Origin of the sequence: Pseudomonas spirodelae, from assembly GCF_034653255.1 — a bacterium.
Taxonomy (GTDB): Bacteria; Pseudomonadota; Gammaproteobacteria; order Pseudomonadales; family Pseudomonadaceae; genus Aquipseudomonas; species Aquipseudomonas spirodelae.
This window is the reverse complement of sequence record NZ_JAYEET010000019.1, coordinates 1-21,457: the sequence shown is the minus strand read 5'-3', so window position 1 is coordinate 21,457 and position 21,457 is coordinate 1. Positions and strand designations below refer to the sequence as shown.

Annotated in this window: 17 protein-coding genes and 3 pseudogenes; 13 read left to right on the top strand and 7 right to left on the bottom strand. The window is 60.9% G+C overall.

What is annotated here, in order from left to right:
* Window positions 1-247: 247 nt before the first annotated feature.
* The 7 genes and pseudogenes from hppD to SOP97_RS20340 all read left to right on the top strand — a co-directional run bounded on the left by hppD (window position 248) and on the right by SOP97_RS20340 (window position 8,282).
* A complete protein-coding gene (gene hppD, locus SOP97_RS06700) occupies window positions 248-1,330 on the top strand; it encodes a 4-hydroxyphenylpyruvate dioxygenase (RefSeq protein ID WP_322948700.1) in 1,083 nt (360 codons plus the stop codon).
* Between the two features lie 109 nt (window positions 1,331-1,439).
* A complete protein-coding gene (locus SOP97_RS06695; RefSeq protein WP_274088574.1) occupies window positions 1,440-2,579 on the top strand; it encodes a homogentisate 1,2-dioxygenase in 1,140 nt (379 codons plus the stop codon).
* Window positions 2,579-3,562: a fumarylacetoacetate hydrolase family protein gene (locus SOP97_RS06690; protein WP_274088573.1), complete on the top strand. Its 984-nt coding sequence runs from the start codon at window positions 2,579-2,581 to the stop codon at window positions 3,560-3,562. The genes SOP97_RS06695 and SOP97_RS06690 overlap by 1 nt, the downstream gene beginning before the upstream one ends.
* Window positions 3,563-3,661: 99 nt before the next feature.
* Window positions 3,662-4,312 carry a maleylacetoacetate isomerase gene (gene maiA / locus SOP97_RS06685; RefSeq protein ID WP_274088572.1) on the top strand — a complete coding sequence of 217 codons (651 nt, stop codon included), beginning with the start codon at window positions 3,662-3,664 and terminating at the stop codon, window positions 4,310-4,312.
* 164 nt (window positions 4,313-4,476) lie between these two features.
* Window positions 4,477-5,937 (top strand): sodium-dependent transporter, encoded by a 1,461-nt coding sequence (locus SOP97_RS06680; protein WP_274088571.1) that lies wholly within the window; start codon window positions 4,477-4,479, stop codon window positions 5,935-5,937.
* A 389-nt stretch (window positions 5,938-6,326) separates the two neighbouring features.
* Window positions 6,327-7,424: pseudogene (locus SOP97_RS20345) on the top strand (methyl-accepting chemotaxis protein); the annotation flags it as partial.
* On the top strand, window positions 7,401-8,282 hold the full coding sequence (locus SOP97_RS20340; RefSeq protein ID WP_411912038.1) for a methyl-accepting chemotaxis protein: 882 nt from the start codon (window positions 7,401-7,403) through the stop codon (window positions 8,280-8,282). The pseudogene SOP97_RS20345 and the gene SOP97_RS20340, both read left to right, overlap by 24 nt.
* 47 nt (window positions 8,283-8,329) lie before the next feature.
* On the opposite strand, the gene SOP97_RS06670 is transcribed toward SOP97_RS20340, so the two are convergent.
* The 7 genes and pseudogenes from SOP97_RS06670 to SOP97_RS06645 all read right to left on the bottom strand — a co-directional run bounded on the left by SOP97_RS06670 (window position 8,330) and on the right by SOP97_RS06645 (window position 16,655).
* Window positions 8,330-9,394, bottom strand: a complete 1,065-nt coding sequence (locus SOP97_RS06670; protein ID WP_274088569.1) for a metal-dependent hydrolase — start codon at window positions 9,392-9,394, stop codon at window positions 8,330-8,332.
* Between the two features lie 152 nt (window positions 9,395-9,546).
* On the bottom strand, window positions 9,547-10,251 hold the full coding sequence (locus tag SOP97_RS20335; protein WP_411912037.1) for a methyl-accepting chemotaxis protein: 705 nt from the start codon (window positions 10,249-10,251) through the stop codon (window positions 9,547-9,549).
* A gap of 417 nt (window positions 10,252-10,668) precedes the next feature.
* Window positions 10,669-11,184 (bottom strand): annotated as a pseudogene (locus tag SOP97_RS20330) (MCP four helix bundle domain-containing protein); the annotation flags it as partial.
* A gap of 367 nt (window positions 11,185-11,551) precedes the next feature.
* Window positions 11,552-12,961 (bottom strand): GntR family transcriptional regulator MpaR, encoded by a 1,410-nt coding sequence (gene mapR, locus SOP97_RS06660; protein WP_274088567.1) that lies wholly within the window; start codon window positions 12,959-12,961, stop codon window positions 11,552-11,554.
* 64 nt (window positions 12,962-13,025) lie between these two features.
* Complete coding sequence (ccoG, locus tag SOP97_RS06655; protein ID WP_274088566.1) at window positions 13,026-14,441, bottom strand: cytochrome c oxidase accessory protein CcoG; 1,416 nt, start codon at window positions 14,439-14,441, stop codon at window positions 13,026-13,028.
* Window positions 14,442-14,640: 199 nt separating this feature from the next.
* Window positions 14,641-15,975 (bottom strand): ATP-binding protein, encoded by a 1,335-nt coding sequence (locus SOP97_RS06650; protein WP_274088565.1) that lies wholly within the window; start codon window positions 15,973-15,975, stop codon window positions 14,641-14,643.
* Window positions 15,972-16,655 (bottom strand): response regulator transcription factor, encoded by a 684-nt coding sequence (locus SOP97_RS06645; protein ID WP_322948697.1) that lies wholly within the window; start codon window positions 16,653-16,655, stop codon window positions 15,972-15,974. The genes SOP97_RS06650 and SOP97_RS06645 overlap by 4 nt, the downstream gene beginning before the upstream one ends.
* Before the next feature lie 176 nt (window positions 16,656-16,831).
* Between SOP97_RS06645 and dsbD the strand changes: the two genes are divergently transcribed.
* The 6 genes and pseudogenes from dsbD to SOP97_RS06615 form a co-directional block, all read left to right on the top strand.
* On the top strand, window positions 16,832-18,589 hold the full coding sequence (dsbD, locus tag SOP97_RS06640; protein WP_322948696.1) for a protein-disulfide reductase DsbD: 1,758 nt from the start codon (window positions 16,832-16,834) through the stop codon (window positions 18,587-18,589).
* Window positions 18,589-19,398 carry a TlpA family protein disulfide reductase gene (locus SOP97_RS06635; protein WP_322948695.1) on the top strand — a complete coding sequence of 270 codons (810 nt, stop codon included), beginning with the start codon at window positions 18,589-18,591 and terminating at the stop codon, window positions 19,396-19,398. Before dsbD ends, SOP97_RS06635 begins: the two co-directional genes overlap by 1 nt.
* A 2-nt stretch (window positions 19,399-19,400) precedes the next feature.
* A complete protein-coding gene (dsbG, locus tag SOP97_RS06630) occupies window positions 19,401-20,165 on the top strand; it encodes a thiol:disulfide interchange protein DsbG (protein WP_274088561.1) in 765 nt (254 codons plus the stop codon).
* A 178-nt stretch (window positions 20,166-20,343) separates the two neighbouring features.
* Window positions 20,344-20,592 (top strand): hypothetical protein, encoded by a 249-nt coding sequence (locus tag SOP97_RS06625; protein WP_274088560.1) that lies wholly within the window; start codon window positions 20,344-20,346, stop codon window positions 20,590-20,592.
* Window positions 20,589-20,888 (top strand): cell division protein ZapA, encoded by a 300-nt coding sequence (locus tag SOP97_RS06620; RefSeq protein WP_274088559.1) that lies wholly within the window; start codon window positions 20,589-20,591, stop codon window positions 20,886-20,888. The genes SOP97_RS06625 and SOP97_RS06620 overlap by 4 nt, the downstream gene beginning before the upstream one ends.
* A 389-nt stretch (window positions 20,889-21,277) precedes the next feature.
* Window positions 21,278-21,457, top strand: a pseudogene (locus SOP97_RS06615) (IS5/IS1182 family transposase); the annotation flags it as partial.

The window sequence follows — 21,457 nt, the reverse complement described above, 5'->3', positions numbered from 1 at the left end:
TGTCCTGCACTTGGCAGTTAAATCGACCGCTTTGTAAATTTATCGTTACGCGGGGCGGGTGCTTTCGGTCAGCATTCCCGCTGTTTTTCTGGCTGTATTAAAAACTTGCCGAAAGCTATGAGTAAGCCTGGAGCAGTGTGCTCTGGGCCGGCTTGTGAGCAGGGCTGCGCTCGGTTGTTATGAGGTCAATCCGCACCGTGCGACGCGACGTCGCAGCGGTTGATCAAAACAACAACGAGGAGGCGCAATGAACGCCGTGAACAAGATCGAACAGCACAACCCGATTGGCACCGACGGCTTTGAGTTCGTCGAGTACACCGCACCGACCCCGGAAGGCATTCAACAGCTGCGTGAGCTGTTCACCGCCATGGGCTTTACCGAAACCGCCAAGCACCGCTCGAAAGAGGTCTGGCTGTTCCAGCAGAACGACATCAACTTCGTCCTCAACGGCAGCCCGACTGGGCATGTGCGCGAGTTCGGTCTGAAGCATGGCCCAAGCGCCTGCGCCATGGCCTTCCGCGTGCAGAACGCCGCCCAGGCGGCGGCCTATGTGGAGTCCCAGGGCGCCAAACTGGTCGGCAGCCATGCCAACTTCGGCGAGCTGAATATCCCCTGCGTTGAGGGTATCGGCGGCTCCTTGCTGTACCTGGTCGATCGTTACGGCGACAAGAGCATTTACGACGTCGACTTTGAATACATCGAAGGCCGCACGCCAAACGACAACTCGGTCGGCCTGAAAGAGCTGGACCACCTGACCCACAACGTTAAACGCGGGCAGATGGATGTGTGGTCGGGCTTCTACGAGCGCATCGCCAACTTCCGCGAGATTCGCTACTTCGATATTGAAGGCAAACTCACCGGTCTGCTGTCGCGGGCGATGACCGCGCCGTGCGGCAAGATCCGTATCCCGATCAATGAGTCAGCCGACGACAAGTCGCAGATCGAGGAATTTATCCGCGAGTACCAGGGTGAAGGCATCCAGCACATCGCCCTGAGTACCGAGGATATCTACGCCACCGTGCGCCAGCTGCGCGCCAATGGTGTGGATTTCATGGTCACCCCAGGCACCTATTACGACAAGGTCGACACTCGCGTGGCCGGGCATGGCGAGCCGACCGATGTGCTGCGTGAATTGAGCATTTTGATCGATGGCGCGCCAGGTGATGACGGCATCCTTCTGCAGATTTTCACCAACACGGTGATTGGGCCGATCTTCTTCGAAATCATCCAGCGCAAGGGTAATCAGGGCTTTGGCGAGGGTAATTTCAAGGCGTTGTTCGAGTCGATTGAAGAAGACCAGATCAAGCGCGGCGTGATCAAAGCCGATTGATCGGTAAACCGTAGGGTGGGTTACGGCGCACCGGCATCCTGGTTGATTTTGAACATCGTGCCTGCGCCTAACCCACCCTACGAAACGCCGTATTTAGGAGATACCGGCCATGAGCCGTAACTGGATCAGTTTTCCCCTGCGTGAAGGCGAGTACTCGCGTCAGGCGCACTGTGACTTTCCCGAAGGCACCTATGAACGCGAGATGGGCCGCGAGGGCTTCTTCGGCCCCACGGCGCATCTGCACCATAAACACCCGCCGACTGGTTGGATCGACTGGGAAGGGCCGCTGCGCCCGCATGCGTTCAACTTCAATGATATTTCCAGCGAGCGTGATTGCCCGCTGGCTGCGCCGCTGACTCTGCATAACAGCGATGTGAAGCTGCGCGTGTGGAAAACCCACGGCGCCATGCGCCATTTGGTACGCAACGCCGACGGCGATGACCTGCTGTTTATTCATGAGGGCGCAGGGCACTTCTACTGCGATTTCGGCCATCTGACCTATCGCGACGGTGATTACTTGCTGATTCCTCGCGGTACAGCTTGGCGCATCGAGGCCGATGAGCCGACCTTTATGCTGCTGATCGAAAGCACCGACGGCGCCTATCAGCTGCCGGACAAAGGCCTGGTTGGCCCGCAAGCGATCTTCGACCCGGCGGTGCTCGATCATCCGCGTATCGATGACGCCTTCAAGGCCCAGCAGGACGAGAACACCTGGCAGATCCGCATCAAGCGCCGTGGTCAGATCAGCACAGTGACCTATCCCTACAACCCGCTGGATGTGGTCGGCTGGCATGGTGACAACACCGTGGTACGGCTCAATTGGCGCGATATTCGCCCCTTGATGAGCCACCGCTACCACCTGCCGCCTTCGGCGCACACCACTTTTGTCGCCAATGGCTTTGTGATCTGCACCTTTACTCCGCGACCGGTGGAAAGCGACCCCGGCGCGCTGAAGGTGCCGTTCTATCACAACAACGACGACTACGACGAAGTGCTGTTCTATCACCGTGGCAACTTCTTCAGCCGCGACAACATCGAGCAGGGCATGGTCACCTTGCACCCGTGTGGCTTCCCTCATGGCCCGCACCCCAAGGCGCTGAAAAAGGCGCAGACCGATCCGGCGACCTTTATCGATGAAGTGGCGGTGATGATCGATACCCGCCGTGCCTTGGATGTCGGCGAAGCCGCCGCTGGTGTGGATGTCCCCGAATATGTGAACTCCTGGCGTGCGCCGGGCAAGGAATCCTGATGAAACTCGCATCACTGAAGCAAGGCCGCGACGGCGTGCTCGTTGTGGTATCGCGCGATCTAAGCCGCGCCACCGAAGTCCCGGCGATTGCCGCCACCCTGCAGGCCGCGCTGGATAACTGGGCGGTGGCCAAGCCCAAGCTGGAGGCGGTCTACCAGCATTTGAATGATGGTCTGGAAGAAGGTGCATTTGCCTTCGATCAGGCGGCCTGCCACAGTCCGTTGCCGCGCGCCTATCACTGGGCCGACGGCAGCGCCTACGTCAATCATGTGGAGCTGGTACGTAAGGCGCGTGGTGCCGAAATTCCGGAAAGCTTCTGGCATGACCCGCTGATGTACCAGGGCGGCGCCGACTGCTTTATCCCGCCGCACAGCCCGATTCAGATGGCCGACGAGGCTTGGGGCATCGACCTGGAGGCCGAAATCGCGGTGATCACCGACGACGTGCCGATGGGCGCAACCACTGCCGAGGCCGCCGGGCATATCCAGTTGCTGATGCTGGTTAACGATGTGTCGCTGCGTAACCTGATTCCCGGTGAGTTGGCCAAGGGCTTCGGTTTTTACCAGAGCAAGCCGTCGTCGAGCTTCTCGCCGGTGGCGATTACCCCGGATGAGCTGGGCGACACCTGGCGCGATGGCAAGGTGCATCGGCCGCTGGTCTCGCATATCAATGGCGCGTTGTTCGGCCAGCCGAATGCCGGCGTTGACATGACTTTCAACTTCCCGACCCTGGTGGCTCACGCGGCCAAGACCCGCCCGCTGGGCAGTGGCACCATCATCGGTTCCGGCACCGTATCGAACTACGACCGCAGCGCCGGCTCCAGCTGCCTGGCAGAAAAACGCATGCTGGAAATCATCGAAAGTGGCGAGGCGAAAACCCCGTTCCTCAAGTTCGGTGATCGGGTACGCATCGAGATGTTCGACGCTGCCGGGCACAGCCTGTTCGGCGCAATCGATCAGGCGGTGGAAAAGTATGAGCTTTGAATCCGTAGGATGGGTTGAGCGCAGCGATACCCATCAATCCGGGACGATGGGTATCGCAGGCTCAACCCATCCTACGCTTTGGCTCGGAGGCTATTTGCCATGTTGACGCTCTATGGCTATTGGCGCTCCAGCGCCGCCTACCGGGTGCGCATTGCGCTCAACCTCAAAGGTTTGGCCTATGAGCAAGTGCCGGTGCATCTGGTTAAGGATGGCGGTCAGCAGCACAGCACTGACTATCAAGCGCTGAACCCGCAGGAACTGTTACCGCTGCTGGTCGATCACGGCAACGGCGGGGTGCGCATTGCCCAGTCGCTGGCCATCCTTGAATACCTCGATGAGATGTTCCCCGATACGCCGCTACTCCCCCGCGCCCCGGCGCAACGCGCTCAGGTGCGCGCTCTGGCGCTGCATATCGCCTGCGACCTGCACCCGCTAAACAACCTGCGGGTGTTGCAATACCTGACTGGCGAACTGGCCGTGGGGGAGCAAGCCAAGGATGCCTGGTACCGCCATTGGCTGCACAAAGGCCTGGCCGCGGTCGAAGCCGGCCTGGTGGTCTTCAATGATCGCCTGTCACTCGGCGAACAACCCGGATATCTGGAAGCGTGTCTGATCCCGCAGTTGTATAATGCGCGCCGTTTTAACTGTGACCTTGATGCGTACCCACGCATCCTCGCCATGGCGGCGCGTTGTGAGTCTCTGGATGCCTTTAAGCAGGCTGCGCCGGAGGTGCAATCCGACGCCCAGTGATCCCAGCCGGCTTCGCCGCCACTGGGGTCTGGCGAATCCGGTTTTGCAGAGCGTGTTCGGTGGCCAGATCGGCTGCCTTACACCCTCTGGATGCCTTGCCACTCCGCCGCGCCACAAGCGCAGCGGGTTCTATTTCGTCACAGATAAAAACAAACAGGTGACGCATGACTCGTGAAAAACCCAAGAACCTCTGGCTCTCGCGCTGGGGCTTTATCCTTGCTGCTACTGGCTCCGCTGTGGGGCTGGGCAATATCTGGAAGTTTCCTTACATCACCGGCGAATACGGCGGTGGTGCGTTTGTGCTGATGTACCTGGCCTGCATTCTGGCCATTGGTATTCCGGTGATGATGACCGAGATCGCCATTGGCCGGCGCGGCCGTGGCAGCCCGATTGATGCGATCGGCCGGGTGGTTAAAGAGAATGGCGGCAACCCATTGTGGAAGGCCGTGGGCGGCATGGCCATGCTCGCCGGCTTTATGATCCTGTGTTTCTACGTGGTGGTGGCGGGTTGGGCGTTTGCCTATACGGTGAAAATGCTCGACGGTTCCTTGGCGGCGACCAGTGTTGATGCGCTGGCCGGGGTGTTTGAGGCGCACAACGCCAACCCCTGGCAGCTCGGCGGCTGGAGCGTGCTGGTGGCGCTGCTGACCCTGTGGATCGTGGCCAAAGGCGTACAAAAGGGCATCGAAAATGCCGTGCGCTGGATGATGCCGGGGCTGGCCGTCATGCTCGTGGTGTTGGTGGGCTACGCCTTCACCAGTGGCGGCTTCAGTGCGGGCTTCGACTTCCTGTTCAGCTTCGATGCCTCGAAAATCACCGGTGAAGCGCTGCTGGCTGCCTTGGGTCATGCCTTCTTCACCCTGAGCCTGGCCTCTGGGGCGATTCTCACCTACGGCTCCTACTTGCCGGATGGCCAGTCGGTGGCGCGCACCACCTTTGTTGTGGCCATCTGTGACACCTGTGTGGCGCTGTTGGCTGGCTTGGCGATCTTCCCGATTATCTTTGCCAACGGCATGAGCCCAAGCGCGGGCCCGGGGCTGATCTTTATGAGCCTGCCGCTGGCCTTCCAGCAGATGCCGTTTGGTACCGCCTTTGGTGCGCTGTTCTTCGCCATGGTGTCGATTGCAGCGTTGACTTCAGCCATCTCGATGATCGAAGCGACCGTGGCTTACCTGAATGAGAAGTACGGCGTAAGCCGCTTCAAGGCCGCGGCGGCTGCCGGTGCGGTGCTACTGGTTATTAGCCTGCTGGCCATGCTGTCGTTCAACCTGATGGCGGGCTGGACCCCCATGGGCAAGAACTTCTTCGATTGGCTGGATTACCTGACCTCACGCTGGATGATGCCGCTGGGCGGGATCTTTATCGTCTTGCTGGCCGGTTATGCACTGCGCAGCGAGATCATGCGTGACGAGCTGGGCCTGCCGCCGCTGGGCTACGCCTTGTGGCTGTTTATGGTGCGCTACGTCAGCCCGGTGCTGATCATGGTGGTGTTCCTGCATGCCCTGGGCTGGTTGATGTTTGACCCGGTTGCTCATTGGTACTGGATCGCCGGTGCCATTGGTGTGCTGGCAATATTGGGCGAAGTGCTGCGCCCTCGGGTCGTGCCGGCGCTCGCGGGGCGATAAGCCAGACGCACTGAGCAGCAAAAGCAGCAGAGGGCGCATGGGCGAAAGCCGTGCGCCCTTTTTCTTGCCGGTGGATTAGGGGGTTTCGCCATCACATTGGCGAATATTTTTTGGCGGCTACTCGCCACTGTTGCCGGGCGATCAGCGGAAACTTGCCGATGCGTCCGGCGAAAGGCGGTTTCTAGCCAGCTGCTCAACGCCGCTGCGTGACCAAAAAAACCGTGGGCTCTGGCGTTGGCGAGGCCTTTGATGTTTTGCCGAGGCACAGCAGCGAGCTGGCGCAAGGGTTGCAGTAAAGCCGGGCTAAGCTGCTAGCTGGTGTGCGTGCGCTGACCATACCGTCATTGCCATGTCGGGCTGCACTCGATAATAAAAACGGAGCTGTCGTTATGTCTTCTTCTGTCCCCCGCCTGTTGGCCGACTTGTCTGTCAGTAAAAAGCTTATGTGCGGCTTCGGCCTGGTGCTGTTGCTCACCGTTGCCGTGACCGGCAGTGGCTTTCTCGCGGTTCAAGCCGTGCTGGAAGGCAATGCCAGGACCCGTGGCCTGTCAGCAATCGATGCCGAGGTGTTGCAAGCGCGCCGTGCTGAGCGTGATTACGCCCTGCGCCAGAGCAGCGAGGCGGCGGCTCAAATGCATGCGCAGTTGGACCGTGCCAGCTCGGCATTGGCTCAACAACTGGCAGCCGCTGCCCGTGCTGACCAAGCAGGCTTGAACGGCATGCAGCAGGCACTCGACGCCTATCGCCAGCAGTTCGACAGTTTTGTTGAGCAGCAAAACAATGCCCGCGCGGCACGTACGCAGATGCGTGAGGCGGCGGGTGAAGCGCGTGATCAGTTCGATGTGATTGAGCTGGATATGTATGACGCCGTGCGTGAATTACGCCTAGAGGGCGACAAGCTGCGCGGCAGCGACCCGCTGACCCTGGCGGAAACTGCCTCGGGTCTGAGCAAACGCATGCTTGACCTGCGCGGCTATGAAAGCCAGTACATCATCGAGGGTTCAAGCGACGCCTTAGATGAGTGGACCTACATCAACGATGACCTGCAAAGCGTGGCGCGTAGCCTGATGGTCTGGCTGGATGATGAGCAAAAGCGCTCAATCGAGACCGCCTTGCAAGCCCTGACGCTGTATCAACAGGCATTTACCAATTACCGCCAGGTGCGCGAACAGAGTCAGCAGAGCGAAGCGCAGATGCTTGAGCAGGCCCGCGCGTTGCTCGCCTTGGTGGAACAACGCAAAACGCAGCAAGAGCAAGCCATGGCTGCAGACAGCCGTCAGGCCTTAATGATGCTCGGTGCCATGGGCATTGCTGCTGTGATCTTGGGCATGCTGGCGGCGCTGGTCATTTCCCGTTTGATTGTCGCGCCGTTGCAGCAAACCGTGCTGTTTGCCCAGCGTATTGCCGCCGGCGACCTGAGCCATGATCTGCCCGAAGATCGACGTGATGAGCCTGGTCAGTTAATGGCCGCCATGCAGGTGATGAGTGTCAGCCTGCGTAGCCTGGTTGGGCGTATTGGTGGTGGGGTGAGCCAGATTGCCGCGGCCGCCGAGCAGCTTTCGGCGATTACGGCACAAACCAGTGCCGGCGTGCTGAGCCAAAAAATGGAAACCGAACAAACCGCCACCGCTATGCACCAAATGGCCGCCACCGTGCAGGAAGTGGCGCAGAACGCCGAGCAAGCATCGCTGGCCGCCCGCGTGGCCGACAACGAAGCGCAGCAGGGTAATCAGGTGGTGCAGCAAACGGTCAGTCAGATCGGCCAACTGGCCACCGAGGTGGAAGAGTCCGCCGAAGCCATTGCGGCGTTGAACCAAGAGAGCGCGCGCATCGGCGGCGTATTGGAAGTCATCCGCAATGTGGCTGAGCAGACCAACCTGCTCGCACTGAATGCGGCCATCGAGGCTGCACGGGCTGGCGAACAGGGCCGTGGCTTTGCCGTGGTTGCCGATGAGGTGCGCGCTTTGGCCAAGCGTGCGCAGGACTCCACCGAGGAAATCGAAGGGTTGATCGCCAGTCTGCAGCGCCTGGCCAAGGGCGCCGTGGAGAAAATGGACAGCAGCCGCACCTTGACTCAGCGCACGGTGACTCTCGCGGGTGAAGCGGGGGACGCGCTGGGGCGGATCACCCAGGCGGTGAGCACTATTGAACAGATGAACCAGCAAATTGCGGCCGCCGCCGAAGAGCAGAGTGCGGTGGCCGAGACCATCAGTGAAAGCGTGACGCGGGTGCGCGATATCGGCGAGCAAAGCGCCAGCGCCAGTCAGCAGACTGCTGCTTCCAGCGCCGAGCTGGCGCGCCTGGGCGTTGAACTACAGGGCCTGGTGGCGCAGTTCCGCAGCTGAGTTGGCGGTTCTTAGGCTGGGCTCACTCAATGCCGGCGCACCAGACGCTATTGGCCATCGCGGCGGGCCAGCGGCGTTCTGCGTAGCTCATCGGCCCAGGCCAGCAGTGGCACTTGCACCTCAGGTTGCCAGGTGCGTGCCCACAGCAGTTTTAGCCGCGATAAATCACCGCGTTCAGTCGGCAGGCGCTGAATCTCGTCAGCGACGCGCCATTGGCCGTTTTCCCGGTTAGCGAAGGCGAAGCGGAACGGGTGAAAGCCGGTCATGCCCAGGCGAATATCGGTGACCACCAGCTGTTCGCCCAACTGGTCGTAACGCAGTACGCCATTAGTAAACCAGGCGAGACGCGCATGCGCCGGCGAGTCGGCCAGCGCGGCTGCCAGGTGCGTGCCACGCGGGATGCGCTGCAGCTGCGGTGGGGCCGCGTCGAACCAGCTGACCAGCGCCTCGTGGTAATCCTCACCGTCCAGCACAATCACCCGCCACAACAGGCTGTTGAACGGCGTCGGCGTGCTGAACAGTTGCTGCGCCTGTATGCCTTGGCGCGCCAGTTCGGCTTCTACGCGCTGTTCGGCCATGTATTTGCCGCCCAAGGTCGAGGCCAGGTACAGCGATGAAACCAGCAACGCCAGTGCCGGGGCTTTGACCGCTTTATCGCGCAAGCCAAACAGCAGCCCCAGTGCCACGGCAATCAGCAGCGGCACGGTGTAGAGCGGGTCGATGATAAAGATGCTCGACCAGGCCGTAGGAATCGGCGTTAGCGGCCAGAACAATTGCGTGCCATAGCTGGTGAAACTGTCGAGCAGCGGGTGGGTAATCAACACCAGCCATGTTGTTAGAAACAGCCGTTGTGAGGAGTAACCGGGGTTATGTCGAAAGCGCCGGGTTAGCCAGGTCAACAGCAGGGCCACGCCGGTGAGGACAAACAGCGAGTGGCTGAAACCTCGGTGGTAAGTCATGTCGGCCACGGCGTCGCCGTAATCAATCACCACATCCAGATCCGGCAGGGTGCCGAGCATAGCGCCATACAGCAGCGCCTTGCGGCCTTGCCAGCGGCCGAGCAGTGCGCCCTGAATGCTGGCGCCAAGTACCGCCTGGGTTATCGAGTCCATGCCTGATGCCTGAATTGAACAGAGAAGTAAATTAGCCGACTGACCTGATTTTGGCTGCGGCTAATGTTCAAGCAAAGGTTTCAGCTGCGCCGCAGCCAGGTGTTAGGGGCACCGCCAGTGCGCCTGGCCTGGCGGCCCAGATAGAGCGGGTGCTACAGCTTGAAGAAGCTGACCTTGTCGGTCAGACGGTTCGCCAGGGTGGTCAGTTCACGGCTGGACGCCGCCACTTGCTCGGAGCCGGCTGAGGTTTCCAGGGTGGCGTTGTGGATGCGGTTGATGTTCTGGTTGACCTCTTCGGCCACCGCGCTTTGCTCTTCCGAGGCGCTAGCAATCTGCGCGTTCATGTCGTTGATGGCCGTGACTTCACTGCGGATTTTGTTCAGCGCGGTTTCTGCCTGACCGGTTTGCTCGACGGTTTGCTGCGCCAGTTGGCGGCTGTTGCGCATCACTTCAGCGGCCTTGCCGGCACCTTCCTGCAGCTTGCCGATCATGCCGCGGATTTCCCGCGTGGAGTCCTGAGTGCGGGTCGCCAGGGAGCGCACTTCATCGGCCACCACGGCAAAGCCGCGGCCATGTTCGCCGGCCCGAGCGGCCTCAATGGCGGCATTCAGGGCGAGCAGGTTGGTTTGCTCGGCGATGGCAGTGATCACCTCGATGATTTTTTCGATGTTTTCGCTGTCGCTGGACACCTGCTGCACACTTTCGGCGGCGCTCTCCAGGGTGCGTGCGAGGTTCTGAATGGCACTGGCAGTGGCGCTAACCACCTGATTGCCGGTGGCCACCTCACTGTCAGCGTTGCGTGTCGCCGATGCCGCGCTGGCCGCATAGTTGGCCACTTCATTAACGGTCGCGGCCATTTGATTGATGGCGGTGGCCATCTGTTCGGCCTCGCTGGACTGCAGGCGGATTTGCTGATTGTTGCTGTCAGAGGTGGTGAGCAGTTGGTCTGAGGCCAGGGTCAGTTCACGGGCAGCGCTGCGCACCTGGGTGATGGTTTCGGCCAGGTGTTTGACCGTGTCCTGCAGGGCGCCCATGACGCTCTGCGGGTAACGGGTCTGGATACGCTGGTTAAGGTCGCCATTGGCCAGGCGCTGAATTGCCTGGGCGACTTCATAGGGTTCGGCCCCAAGGGTGGATTTCAGCTTGTTGATGATGATCAGTGATACGCCAACGCTCAGCAGCACAGCTGCGGCGGTGACCAGCAAAATCAGTAGGCGAAAACCGCCGGCGGCCTCGCGCACCGCGCCAATATCCTGCCCTACACCTTGTTCCTCAAGGTCGATAAAAGCATTGATACGCTTGAGCCATTCGCTGTAAGCCGGTGAGGCTTGTTCAAGCAGCAGGCTTTTCGCCGCGTCCTTATCACCCTGGCGGCGCAGATTGATCAGCTGTTCCGTCAAGACCAGGGTGCTGCGCTCGATATTCTGAATATCGCCCAGCAGGCGCTGTTCGGTGGCCGTTGGCGCTTCTTCGCGCAGCAGGCTGTCCATGGCCTGGGCCGACTCTTGATAGAAGTCTTTAAGCCGCTGAATTTCGCCTAGTTGACGGTTCAACGCGGCATCGTCATCCACCAGCGCCGCATCGCGTATCGCAATGGCGCGGTCATGCACGCTGCCACGGAAGTTAATGGCATAGCGCTGCTTAAGCGAAGCCCCTTCACTCACCGACGTCAGGGTCTCGTCGATAAAGCCAACCCGCTGCACACCGATCAGGGTCACCAGGATCATTAGCGACAGAATCAAGCCAAACCCGAGGCTCAGGCGTTGCGCAATGCTCAGTTGTGATTGCATGAAATCAATTCCTCTTGCCCTGTAGGGCGGCGACGGTGTGTTGCGATTTGAAAAGAAGGGCTATACCAGATGAACCTTTGAGTTGTGCAAATCTTATACATGAATCTTGATTTGTAGAATTATGTTTTGCGGGGTGATGAGGGTGAATGCCGTAATTATCCTGAGCATCCACCCACGCAGAACAACGTAAACCCTTAATAATTAGGTTTGCGTTGCTGTGTAGGCGATGTGGTGGCGGCTTTGGTAGCGGGACGATACGCGGCGTAACCTGTACCTGGGTTGTACAAGTTACAGCGCTAGGCAGAAACGTCTGGACGTTGCCAAATGCATGGGCTAGTGGCGTTTCAATGGGCCTGCTGGCCGGGGATTAGAAGGAGTTGATGATGCGCCCGAGCACGATCATGGCGTCTTCGCTCTGCGCATTCCACGGATGGCCGTAGTTGAGGCGGGCGCAGTTGCCGAAGCGTCGGGTGGCCGAGAAGATCGGCCCCGGGGCGAGGCTGATGCCCTGGGCCAGGGCTAATTGAAACAGGCGCAGTGCGTCGACCTGCTCGGGGAACTCGAACCAGAGAAAGTAGCCACCGCTGGGCCGGGTGACTTTACTGCTGGCCGGGAAGTGCCGCGCTGCCGAGGCCAGCATCGAGGCTTGTTGCGCTTCCAGGGCATGGCGCAGTTTGCGCAGGTGGCGATCATAGCCGCCGTGTTGCAGGTAATCCGCCAGCGCGGCCTGCGCCGGAACAGAGGGTGAGATGGTGGTCATCAGTTTGAGCCGGCTGATTTGCTCGGCATAACGCCCGCCAGCCACCCAGCCGACCCGGTAACCGGGCGCCAGGCACTTGGAAAACGAGCCGCAATGCATCACCAGGCCATCGCGGTCGAAGCTCTTGACCGGTTTGGGCGGCTGGCTGCCGAAGTACAGCTCGGCGTACACGTCGTCTTCAATCAATGGCACTTGATGACGGTGCAGCAGCTCATACAAGCCGCGCTTTTTGTCGTCACTCATGCTCGCGCCCAGCGGGTTCTGCAGGCTGCTCATAAACCAGCATGCTTTGATCGGCAGGCTGCTCAAGCGCTCGGCCAATACGTCCAGGTCGATACCTTCACGCGGGTGAACCGGGATCTCCACGGCCTTGAGCTTTAAGCGTTCCAGCACCTGCAACGTGGCGTAAAACGCCGGCGCCTCAATCGCCACCAGATCGCCGGGTTGGGTCACCGTTTGCAAGCACAGGTTCAGCGCCTCCATGGCGCCGCTGGTGATCACCAGTTCTTCCAGCGGCAGCATCACGCCGCTGACCATATAACGCAGGGCGATCTGCCGGCGCAGGTTGGGGTTGCCCTCGGTCATGTCGGCGATCACCGCGTGCGGTGACAGGTCGCGAACGGCATGGGCCATGGAGCGGGCCAGGCGTGGCAGAGGGAACAGGTCGGGGCTGGGGAAGGCCGAGCCGAACGGCACGGTGCCGGGGTCTTTCAGCGAAGCCAGCACCGAAAACACCAGCTCGCTGACATCCACCTCGGTGGTTTGCGTCGGCTGTTGGCTGGTTTCGGGTTCGGCCAGCGAATGCCGCGCCAGTTCTCTAACGAAATAGCCGGAGCGCGCCCGGGCCTGAATCAGGCCACGGTCTTCCAGCAGGTAATAGGCCTGGAACACCGTGGACGGGCTGACCCCGTAAGTGCGGCTGGCGTGGCGCACCGAGGGTACTTTCTCGCCAGGGGCGAGCACGCCAGTGCGGATCAGTTCGGCAATCTGGTCGGCAAATTTCTCGTAGCGTTTCATCGTGTCCGTCGGTGCGCTCAGCAGATCAGCGCACTCTACGGGGAGTTGCCTTGCCATGCGACTGTCAGCGCCCGCGTGGCGAGAGAAAAATGCTCTGCGTTTGCGCCTGCTCGCTGGCATCGGCCAGGTTATGGATCACAAACTTCACCGGCATCGTGCTGGCGCTGGCCGTTTCGCTCTCCAGCACCAGGGTGACCGGTACATCGAGAATTTCCCCAGGGTTCAACTGCAACTGTTGCGGAGCATCCAGGCGTAGGCCGGGGCTGTCGCGCAACGCCAGGGCATACAGCTGCGGTTGCTGAGTCTTGTTGATGACCTTGAGCAGGTAGGTGTTCTCGATCTGCCCCAACTGGTTCTCGCGGAACATGCTGCGGTCTTTGGCCGAGTCGATGGACAACATCGAGCGCGCGCTCAGCGCCCAGACAAACGCCGCGAGCATCAACACCAGGGCGATGCTGTAGCCGATCAGCCTTGGCCGCAGCCAGTGCGTCTTGCCGCCTTGCAGTTCACGCTCGGAGTGGTAGCCGACCAGCCCTTTGGCGTAGCCCATTTTGTCCATGACCGAGTCGCAGGCATCAATGCAGGCGCCGCAGCTGATGCAGTCGATCTGCAGGCCGTCGCGGATATCGATCCCGGTCGGGCAAACCTGCACGCACATAGTGCAGTCGATGCAGTCACCCAGGCCTTCGGCCTTGTGGTCGCTGTCCTTCTTACGCGGGCCACGGCCTTCGCCGCGCTTGGCGTCGTAGGCCACCAGCAGGGTGTCATCGTCAAACATCGCACTCTGGAAGCGCGAATACGGGCACATGTGCACGCAGACTTTCTCTCGCAGCCAGCCCGCGTTGAGATAGGTGGCAGCCATAAAGAACAGCACCCAGACCAGCGTGCCGCCGTCCAGTTGCAGGCGCAGCAGGTCGCTGGTGAGCTCGCGGATCGGCGTGAAGTAACCAATAAAGGTCAGCGCTGTGAGCAGGCTGACAGCCAGCCAAATGGCATGCTTGGCACTGCGCCGCAGCAGCTTGTCCAGCGACCAGGGCGCGGCATCCAGCTTGATGCGCTGATTACGCTCGCCTTCGGTGATTTTCTCGGCCCACATAAACACCCAGGTCCACACGCTTTGCGGGCAGGTGTAACCACACCACACGCGCCCAGCCACCACGGTGATGGTGAACAGGCCAAAGGCTGCGATGATCAGCAGCGCCGACAGCAGGGTGAAATCCTGCGGCCAGAAGGTCGCGCCGAAGATGTAGTAACGGTGCTCGGCGAGGTTCCACAGCACGGCTTGGCGGCCGTCCCAGTCGAGCCAGGCGGTGCCGAAGAAGATCAGAAACAACAAGCCTGCACCGTACAGGCGCAGGTTGCGATACAGGCCAGTGAAGCTGCGTGTGTGGATCGGGCCACCGGCCTGCGAAGGCGTCAGGCGGATAGGCTTGCTCGGATCGATAGTTTCGATGATCTGCGCGGGAATACGTTCGCTCATTGCGGGCCTCGTGGGCTTTATCAGGCTGCGCGAATGATGCGGCTGGAACTGATCCTGTAACAGACTCAGGTTTTCAAATAAAAAGCGGATCAGATGGCCAGGCAGGCCATGTGGCGGCGAGTGCTAGCCGGCTTAAAACGCGTGGGTGACCAACAGTCGTGTTTATGTACCGTGTTCCGGGTACTCAGGGCTGACTCTGCTAAAACGCCTCACTGGCCGGTCGGCTCGGCAGCACTAAGTTCACCCGCAGGCCGTTGGCGCTGCTGACAAACTCAAGCGCGCCACCGCAGCGCTGAACGATGGCGTTGACGATGGACAGGCCGAGGCCGCTGCCGTCACCAGCTGAGTTGCGCCAGAAGCGCTCGGTTAGCTGGGGCAGTTTTTCAGGTGCCACGCCAGGCCCGGCGTCTTGCACGCTAAAGCACACGTGCTCCCCACGCGATTGCACACTCAAACTCACGGCGGTATCGGCTGAGTTATGCCGCTGGGCGTTGTCCAGCAGGTTGCGCAGCGCGGCAATGGCCAGGGTCGGTGGCATTGCCAGGAGGCGTTGGGCGCTGGCATCGAGCAGGTGCAGTTCGATAGGCCGGCCGCCCGGTTGCTGAGCATCACTGATGGCCATGTGGGCCACTTGCGCGGCGCTGTATTGCAGGGGCTCGTCAAACGGCAGGCGGCCTTCCACGCGGGCCAGTAGCAGCAGTTGTTCCAGGGTTTGGTGCAGGCGGTCAGTGCCGGCTTCGGCATGGGCCAAGGCCTGACGGGCAGTCGCGCCTTCAGTCATGCTGGCCACTTGCAGGTGGGTTTTGATCGCCGTGAGCGGGCTGCGCAACTCATGGGCGGCGTCATCAGTTAGCCGGCGTTCGCGCTCAATCGCCTGGCCAATGCGTTGAAACAGCTGATTCTGGGTAGCCACCAAGGGTTGCAGCTCTTGCGGCAGGCCGTCGACATGTAAGGGTTCGATGCTGTCGGCGCTGCGCTCGGCCAACGCCTGGCGAATGCGCCGTAAGGGCGACAGCTCGCGGCTTAGGCCAACCCATAGCACCAGTAAACTGCCGAGCAACGCGAGCACTACAGGCGCAGCAGCTGCCAGCAAAATCGAGTGGTTGAGGGTGTCGCGCTCGTCTAGACGGTCTGCTGTGGTCACGCGCATGTCGCCTTCAATCAAGGTGAAGGTGCGCCAGGTGACGCCGTCAATGTTGCGCTCATGGAAGCCTTTTTCATCCACGCCCAGGGCGCTCCCAGGTGCGGCGCGGCTGCTGGCGAGAATCTCGCCGCGCACCGAACTGATCTGGCAGGCAATGCCTTCCGGCATACCCAGTTGTTCGGTACTGAGCGGCGCGCTGCCCTCGGTTTGCTGCAATTGCGGCAGTTGCAGGAGCAAGCCCGAGACCATCCGCGCCGACGACGCCAGGCGTTGGTCGAGGGTCAACATCAGCTGGTTACGCAGGTCGAACAGCATCCACACGGCGGCCAGCGACCAGAGCAGGACAAAGGCAGAGCCGAGAATCAGGCTGAGGCGCAAGCGAAGGCTCATGGCGTGTGTTCCTCGTTGTGGCCGGCGGGGCCGAGGCGGTAACCCAGGCCGCGTACCGTCTCAACGATGGCGCTGCCTAATTTGCGCCGCAAATGGTGAATATGCACGTTGAGGGCATTGCTCTCGACCTCGCCGTCTAGGCCGTAGACCGCATCCTTGAGCTGTTCGCCGCTGAGCACCCGGCGAGGATTGTGCAGCAGCGCTTGCAGCAGGACCTGCTCGCGGCGCGACAGATCGATGTGCTGCCCATGCAGAAATGCCTGGCAGGCCACCGGGTCGTAGCGCAGCGGGCCGTGTTCGATCAGTGAACTGGCGCGCCCAGCGGCGCGGCGTAGCAGGGCATGCAAGCGGGCGGCAAGCTCACGTAAGTCGAACGGTTTGACCAAATAATCGTCCGCCCCCTCCTGCAGGCCAGACACCCGGTCGGCCACTGAATCGCGGGCTGTCAGCAGGAGCACCGGTATGGCCACGCCGCGTTGGCGCAGGCGCCGCAGCAGGCTCAAACCGTCTTCATCCGGCAGGCCCAGATCTAGCACCCACGCATCAAATTGCAGCGTGCGCAGCAGGGCTTCAGCTTCAGCGGCGCTGGCCGCATGCGTAACGCGAAAGCCCTGGGCGGTGAGCCCGGCCACAACGCCGCTGGCAATCAGGGCATTGTCTTCAGTCAGCAATATGTTCATGACGCCGATCCGTGGAGGGGAGGTGAAGTATCCATCAGCAGGATTAAGTCAGGGTTATAGCGGGGTCACGAATGATAACGGGCTGTGGGTATTTACGCGGATTAACCCGGGTTTAATCCTGACTTAACCGCCAACTGCGATGCTCGCCGCCTGGCTATTTATCGGTGTGGTTTTGCATGCGTTGGTTTCTGCTGTTTTCGTTGTTCTGGGCTTGGCTGCTGCCCGTCCAGGCCGCCAGTTTTTCCGCCAGCCCGTTGCAGGCGGGCAACACCCAGCAGGCTGAGTTTCTCCCCGTTGAGCAGGCATTCAACCTCAGTGTTGAGCCGCAGGCCAGCGGTGAAACCCGGCTGCGCTGGGACATTGCCCCCGGCTACTACCTCTATCAGCAACGCTTGCAGTTCAGTGGCTTGTCGGCAGATGCCGTCCCTGAGCTGCCGGCGGGCTTGCCTTATAGCGATGAGTTCTTCGGTGATTCGCAGATTTATCGCGAGCACTTAACGCTGACGCTCCCCGCTGGGGTTGCCGGCAGCATTCTGGTTGGCTGGCAAGGCTGCGCCGATGCCGGGCTGTGCTACCCGCCACAGACCCAACAGGTTGATGTGTCGAGCGCCGGTGCGCCAAGCGAGCCGGGCACCAACCTGGCTGAGGACCAAGCCCTGGCTGGTGGTTTGCAAAACCAACACCTGATGTTGAACGTATTGCTGTTCTTTGGGCTGGGTCTGTTGCTGGCCTTTGCCCCGTGTTCCTTGCCGATGCTGCCGATTCTGGCGGGTATTGTGGTGGGCAGTGGGGCCTCGCCACGACGCGGCTGGGCGCTGGCGGCCAGCTATGTGGTGAGCATGGCCCTGGTGTATGCCGCGCTGGGCGTGGTCGCTGCGTTGCTGGGCGCAAACCTGCAGGGGCTGCTACAACAGCCCTGGTTGCTGGCCAGCTTCGCCGCGTTGTTTGTGCTGCTGGCCTTGCCGATGTTCGGGTTGTTTGAGCTGCAGTTGCCCGCGGCCCTGCGTGACCGCTTAGCGCATGCGGGGCGCAAGCAGCAAGGCGGCAGCCTAGTCGGTGCGGGCATGCTCGGTGTGTTCTCCGGCCTGCTGGTGGGGCCGTGCATGACCGCACCGCTGGCCGCCGCGTTGCTGTATATCGGGCAAAGTGGCGACGCCCTGCACGGCGGTCTGGTGTTGTTTGCCTTGGGCCTGGGCATTGGTACGCCGCTGGTGTTGTTGGTGACGCTCGGCAATCGCTTCCTGCCGAAACCCGGCGCGTGGATGAATCGGGTCAAGGTGCTGTTCGGCTTTCTGTTTCTACTCGCCGCGCTTTTGGTGATCCGCCCGCTGCTCGCGGAGCCGACCTGGCTGGGATTGTGGGGCGCGCTATTAATTGTGCTGGCCAGTGCGCTGCTGCACCTGTCGCGGCAAGTGCTGCAACACGCCAGCGTGGCCAAGGCGATTGGCGCGTTGCTGGGTATTTGGGGCATGGCGATGGTGCTGGGGGCTGCAGGGGGTGCCAGCGATCCGCTGCAGCCACTCAAGGTGTATGCCGGCACGGGCATTTCGGCCGCGCCGAATGCACAGCACGTTATCGGCATGAGCGAGCCGGCCACGCTTGAGCGTGAGCTGGCGGTGGCCAAAGCTGAGGGCCAATGGGTGCTGATTGATTACTACGCCGACTGGTGCGTGTCGTGCAAAGTCATGGAGAAAACCGTGTTCGCTAACCCCGACGTGCAGGCTAGCCTGCAAGGCGTTCGCGTCTTACGCCCCGACGTGACTCAAAGCAACGCGGCAAGCCGTGCGTTGTTGGAACGCTTTAAAGTGCTGGGCCCGCCCACGTTGTTATGGATCGGCCCGGACGGTGAGGAGCGCCGTTCGCAGCGCATAACGGGCGCGGTGAATGCCGAGCAGTTCTTAGATATTTGGACGACTACCCAGGAGCGCGGTTGATGCTGACGGTGAATATTGGTCCCCTGGCCCTTAGCACCGCCCACGTGCTGTTGATGATCAGCCTGCTTCTGGCGACTGTTACCGGCTGGTACGTCGGGCGGCGCAGTGCGGTCAACCCGGAAAAACAGCTGTTTCGTTTGTTGTTGCTGGCCTTGCTGGTCGCACGGCTGGCGTTTGTTGCCGTGTACCTCGAGCACTACCGCGCGCAACCCTGGCAGGCGCTGGATATCCTTGACGGTGGCTTTATCGCCTGGCCTGGCGTGCTGGCCGCGCTACTGTTGGGGGCCTGGCAGGCCTGGCGTACCCCAGCCATCAGAACATCCTTAGCCAGCGCATTGGCCGTCGGCGTGTTCAGCTGGGGTTTGGGTAGCCTGACGTTGTATGGGCTTGAGCAGGGCACCCGGCTGCCGGCGTTGTCCTTCAGAGACAGCAACGGCGCCTCAGTGGCGCTGCACGACTATGTCGGCAAACCGCTGGTGGTTAACCTCTGGGCCACGTGGTGCCCACCGTGCCGTCGGGAAATGCCGGTGTTAGCCGACGCGCAGCGCAACCATCCCGAGCTGACCATCCTGTTCGTCAATCAAGGCGAAGGCCAGGGCGAGGTTAACCAATACCTGGCCGCCGAAGCCCTCGGTTTGGACAACGTATTGCTCGACAGCGGCGGCCGCCTGGGCCAGCACGTTGGCTCCATGGCGTTGCCCAGCACGCTGTTTTACGACGCCGAGGGTCGCCAGGTTGGCAGCCACTTGGGTGAATTGTCGCGCGCCAGCCTGGCTCGCGCGCTTGAAGTACTGAAGAAGGATCAATAACCATGCTGCGACTTACCCACCTGTCGGCACTGCTCTCGACGCTCTTGGTCATGCCTCTGGCGCAGGCCGAGGAATGGCCGGCCCCGATCAAGGCGATCGAGGCGCGTGGTGCCGAAATTATCCAGCGGTTTGACGCGCCCAGCGGTTTGCAGGGCTATGCCGCGCGCTTCAACGGCCAGGGCGTTGCCCTGTACCTGACGGCCGATGGTCAGCACGTGTTGGTCGGCAGCCTGCTTGATGCCCAAGGCGAAGACCTTAGCCGTGAGCCGCTGGATAAACTGGTGTACGGGCCGCAGGGCAAGGCAATGCTGAGCAAGCTGGAAAAAAGCAGCTGGATCACCGATGGCAAGGCCAGCGCACCGCGCATCGTCTATGTGTTTTCCGATCCCAACTGCCCGTACTGCAACCTGTTCTGGAAACAAGTGCGGCCTTGGGTCGAGGGCGGTGCTGTGCAGGTTCGTCATGTCATGGTCGGCATGCTGCGCCAAGACAGCGCCGCCAAAGCCGCCGCATTACTCAGCGCCAGTGATCCCCAGGCGGCCCTGCATGAACATGAGGCAGCCGGCAAAGTCAGCACCTTGCAAGGGCTGAAAAAGATCCCCGACGCCATCCAGCAGCAGCTCGACCACAACCTTGGCCTGATGGCTGAAATGGGCGCCTCGGCTACGCCGGCGATTTTCTATCAGGATGAAGCGGGCCAGTTGCAGCAACAGCTCGGCGCACCGAGCCCCGAGCTGCTGACACAAATCCTGGGGCCGCGCCCCTGAATCCAGGGCGAAGAGCGGGGCAGGGCATAAGGACGCGCATGGCCGACGGCTTAAACGCAGGCCGCGCACTGCGCGAAGTTGTAACCCGGAAAACAGCCTGACCGTCCAGCCGCTCGCCTGGCTTCTCGCGGCGCTTTTCTTTATTCTGGCGTCCCGCAAAAAAGCTTGAGTAATCAATATGTTGGAAAATAATCTGAGTCAGTTGGAACAACTTGTCAGCGAGTTGGTGCAAGAGAACAAAGCGCTGCAAGAGGCGAACCAGCAGATTCGCAACGAATTGGCTCAACTCAAGGAAGAAAATGACGCGCTGCAAATGAGCGCACTGGAGCAAGAAGAGCTGAACAGCACCACCGCCGCACGTATTCAGGCACTGGTTCAGCTGGCTAGCGGCACTGCCAACGCGGCGCCGAGTCCTGCCCAGGCATGAGCCTCGAAGGGGATACGGTTACGGTCATTTCCATCCTCGGCAATGACTACAGCATCAAGGCGCCTGCCGGAAAACAGCAGGCCCTGAGCGACTCGGTGCGGCTGCTCAAAGAGCGCCTGGCTGAAAGCAAGGCGACCTCACCAACCCTGCTTGGCGACCGCCTGCTGGTGCTCACGGCGTTAAAACTGTGCGCCGAACAGGCCGAGCAAGAGCAGCGCCACCGTCAAGATATGCAACGCCTTGAAGAACACGTGAGTCAGCGCCTCACCAGCATCGCCAGCCTGATCCCGCGCTAACCCTCTTGCTCCGCTCTCGCCGGCTATAGCCATAAGGCTGGGCCGGCTGGCGGCGGTGTGGGTGATGCTCGCCTTGGTTGTCAGCAGGGCGAGGGTGCTGGAGAGGGTTGTATAGGCTGCCGCTGCCTTGGTTTAGGGGCGGGGTTTAGTACGTCCCAGTGAGCTAGGCCAAGGATTCAAGTCACTTGTTAGGTTTGGCCTACACAAACCATGTGACCGCACCGACAACGCAAATGATCGGGACGGACGCAATAACCAAAAATAGACCAAGGCAACCTGACTTTGATGAAGCATAAGCGCTTCGGCTTTCTTGTTGGTCTTTAGGGAAATTCTGAAGAAGACTTCCTGATTTTGGCAAAATACCCGGATTCCACCCGCTGAGTTTTCCGATGAAGCAGATGACCTTCGCCGACGCCGAGTACGCCAGCAAGCGCAAGCAGACCCGCAAAGAATTATTCCTGATCGAAATGGATCGGGTGGTTCCGTGGAAGGGGTTGATTGCCTTGATCGAACCCCATTACCCCAAGGGTGATGGTGGTCGTCCGGCCTATCCGCTGATGGCGATGCTG

Excerpts from the sequence above, each read along its gene's own strand:
- hppD (WP_322948700.1), top strand. The coding sequence starts at position 248 with ATGAACGCCGTGAACAAGATCGAACAGCACAACCCGATTGGCACCGAC.
- SOP97_RS06695 (WP_274088574.1), top strand. The coding sequence starts at position 1,440 with ATGAGCCGTAACTGGATCAGTTTTCCCCTGCGTGAAGGCGAGTACTCG.
- SOP97_RS06690 (WP_274088573.1), top strand. The coding sequence starts at position 2,579 with ATGAAACTCGCATCACTGAAGCAAGGCCGCGACGGCGTGCTCGTTGTG.
- maiA (WP_274088572.1), top strand. The coding sequence starts at position 3,662 with ATGTTGACGCTCTATGGCTATTGGCGCTCCAGCGCCGCCTACCGGGTG.
- SOP97_RS06680 (WP_274088571.1), top strand. The coding sequence starts at position 4,477 with ATGACTCGTGAAAAACCCAAGAACCTCTGGCTCTCGCGCTGGGGCTTT.
- SOP97_RS20340 (WP_411912038.1), top strand. The coding sequence starts at position 7,401 with ATGGCCGCCATGCAGGTGATGAGTGTCAGCCTGCGTAGCCTGGTTGGG.
- SOP97_RS06670 (WP_274088569.1), bottom strand. The coding sequence starts at position 9,394 with ATGGACTCGATAACCCAGGCGGTACTTGGCGCCAGCATTCAGGGCGCA.
- SOP97_RS20335 (WP_411912037.1), bottom strand. The coding sequence starts at position 10,251 with ATGGCCGCGACCGTTAATGAAGTGGCCAACTATGCGGCCAGCGCGGCA.
- mapR (WP_274088567.1), bottom strand. The coding sequence starts at position 12,961 with ATGAAACGCTACGAGAAATTTGCCGACCAGATTGCCGAACTGATCCGC.
- ccoG (WP_274088566.1), bottom strand. The coding sequence starts at position 14,441 with ATGAGCGAACGTATTCCCGCGCAGATCATCGAAACTATCGATCCGAGC.
- SOP97_RS06650 (WP_274088565.1), bottom strand. The coding sequence starts at position 15,975 with ATGAGCCTTCGCTTGCGCCTCAGCCTGATTCTCGGCTCTGCCTTTGTC.
- SOP97_RS06645 (WP_322948697.1), bottom strand. The coding sequence starts at position 16,655 with ATGAACATATTGCTGACTGAAGACAATGCCCTGATTGCCAGCGGCGTT.
- dsbD (WP_322948696.1), top strand. The coding sequence starts at position 16,832 with ATGCGTTGGTTTCTGCTGTTTTCGTTGTTCTGGGCTTGGCTGCTGCCC.
- SOP97_RS06635 (WP_322948695.1), top strand. The coding sequence starts at position 18,589 with ATGCTGACGGTGAATATTGGTCCCCTGGCCCTTAGCACCGCCCACGTG.
- dsbG (WP_274088561.1), top strand. The coding sequence starts at position 19,401 with ATGCTGCGACTTACCCACCTGTCGGCACTGCTCTCGACGCTCTTGGTC.
- SOP97_RS06625 (WP_274088560.1), top strand. The coding sequence starts at position 20,344 with ATGTTGGAAAATAATCTGAGTCAGTTGGAACAACTTGTCAGCGAGTTG.
- SOP97_RS06620 (WP_274088559.1), top strand. The coding sequence starts at position 20,589 with ATGAGCCTCGAAGGGGATACGGTTACGGTCATTTCCATCCTCGGCAAT.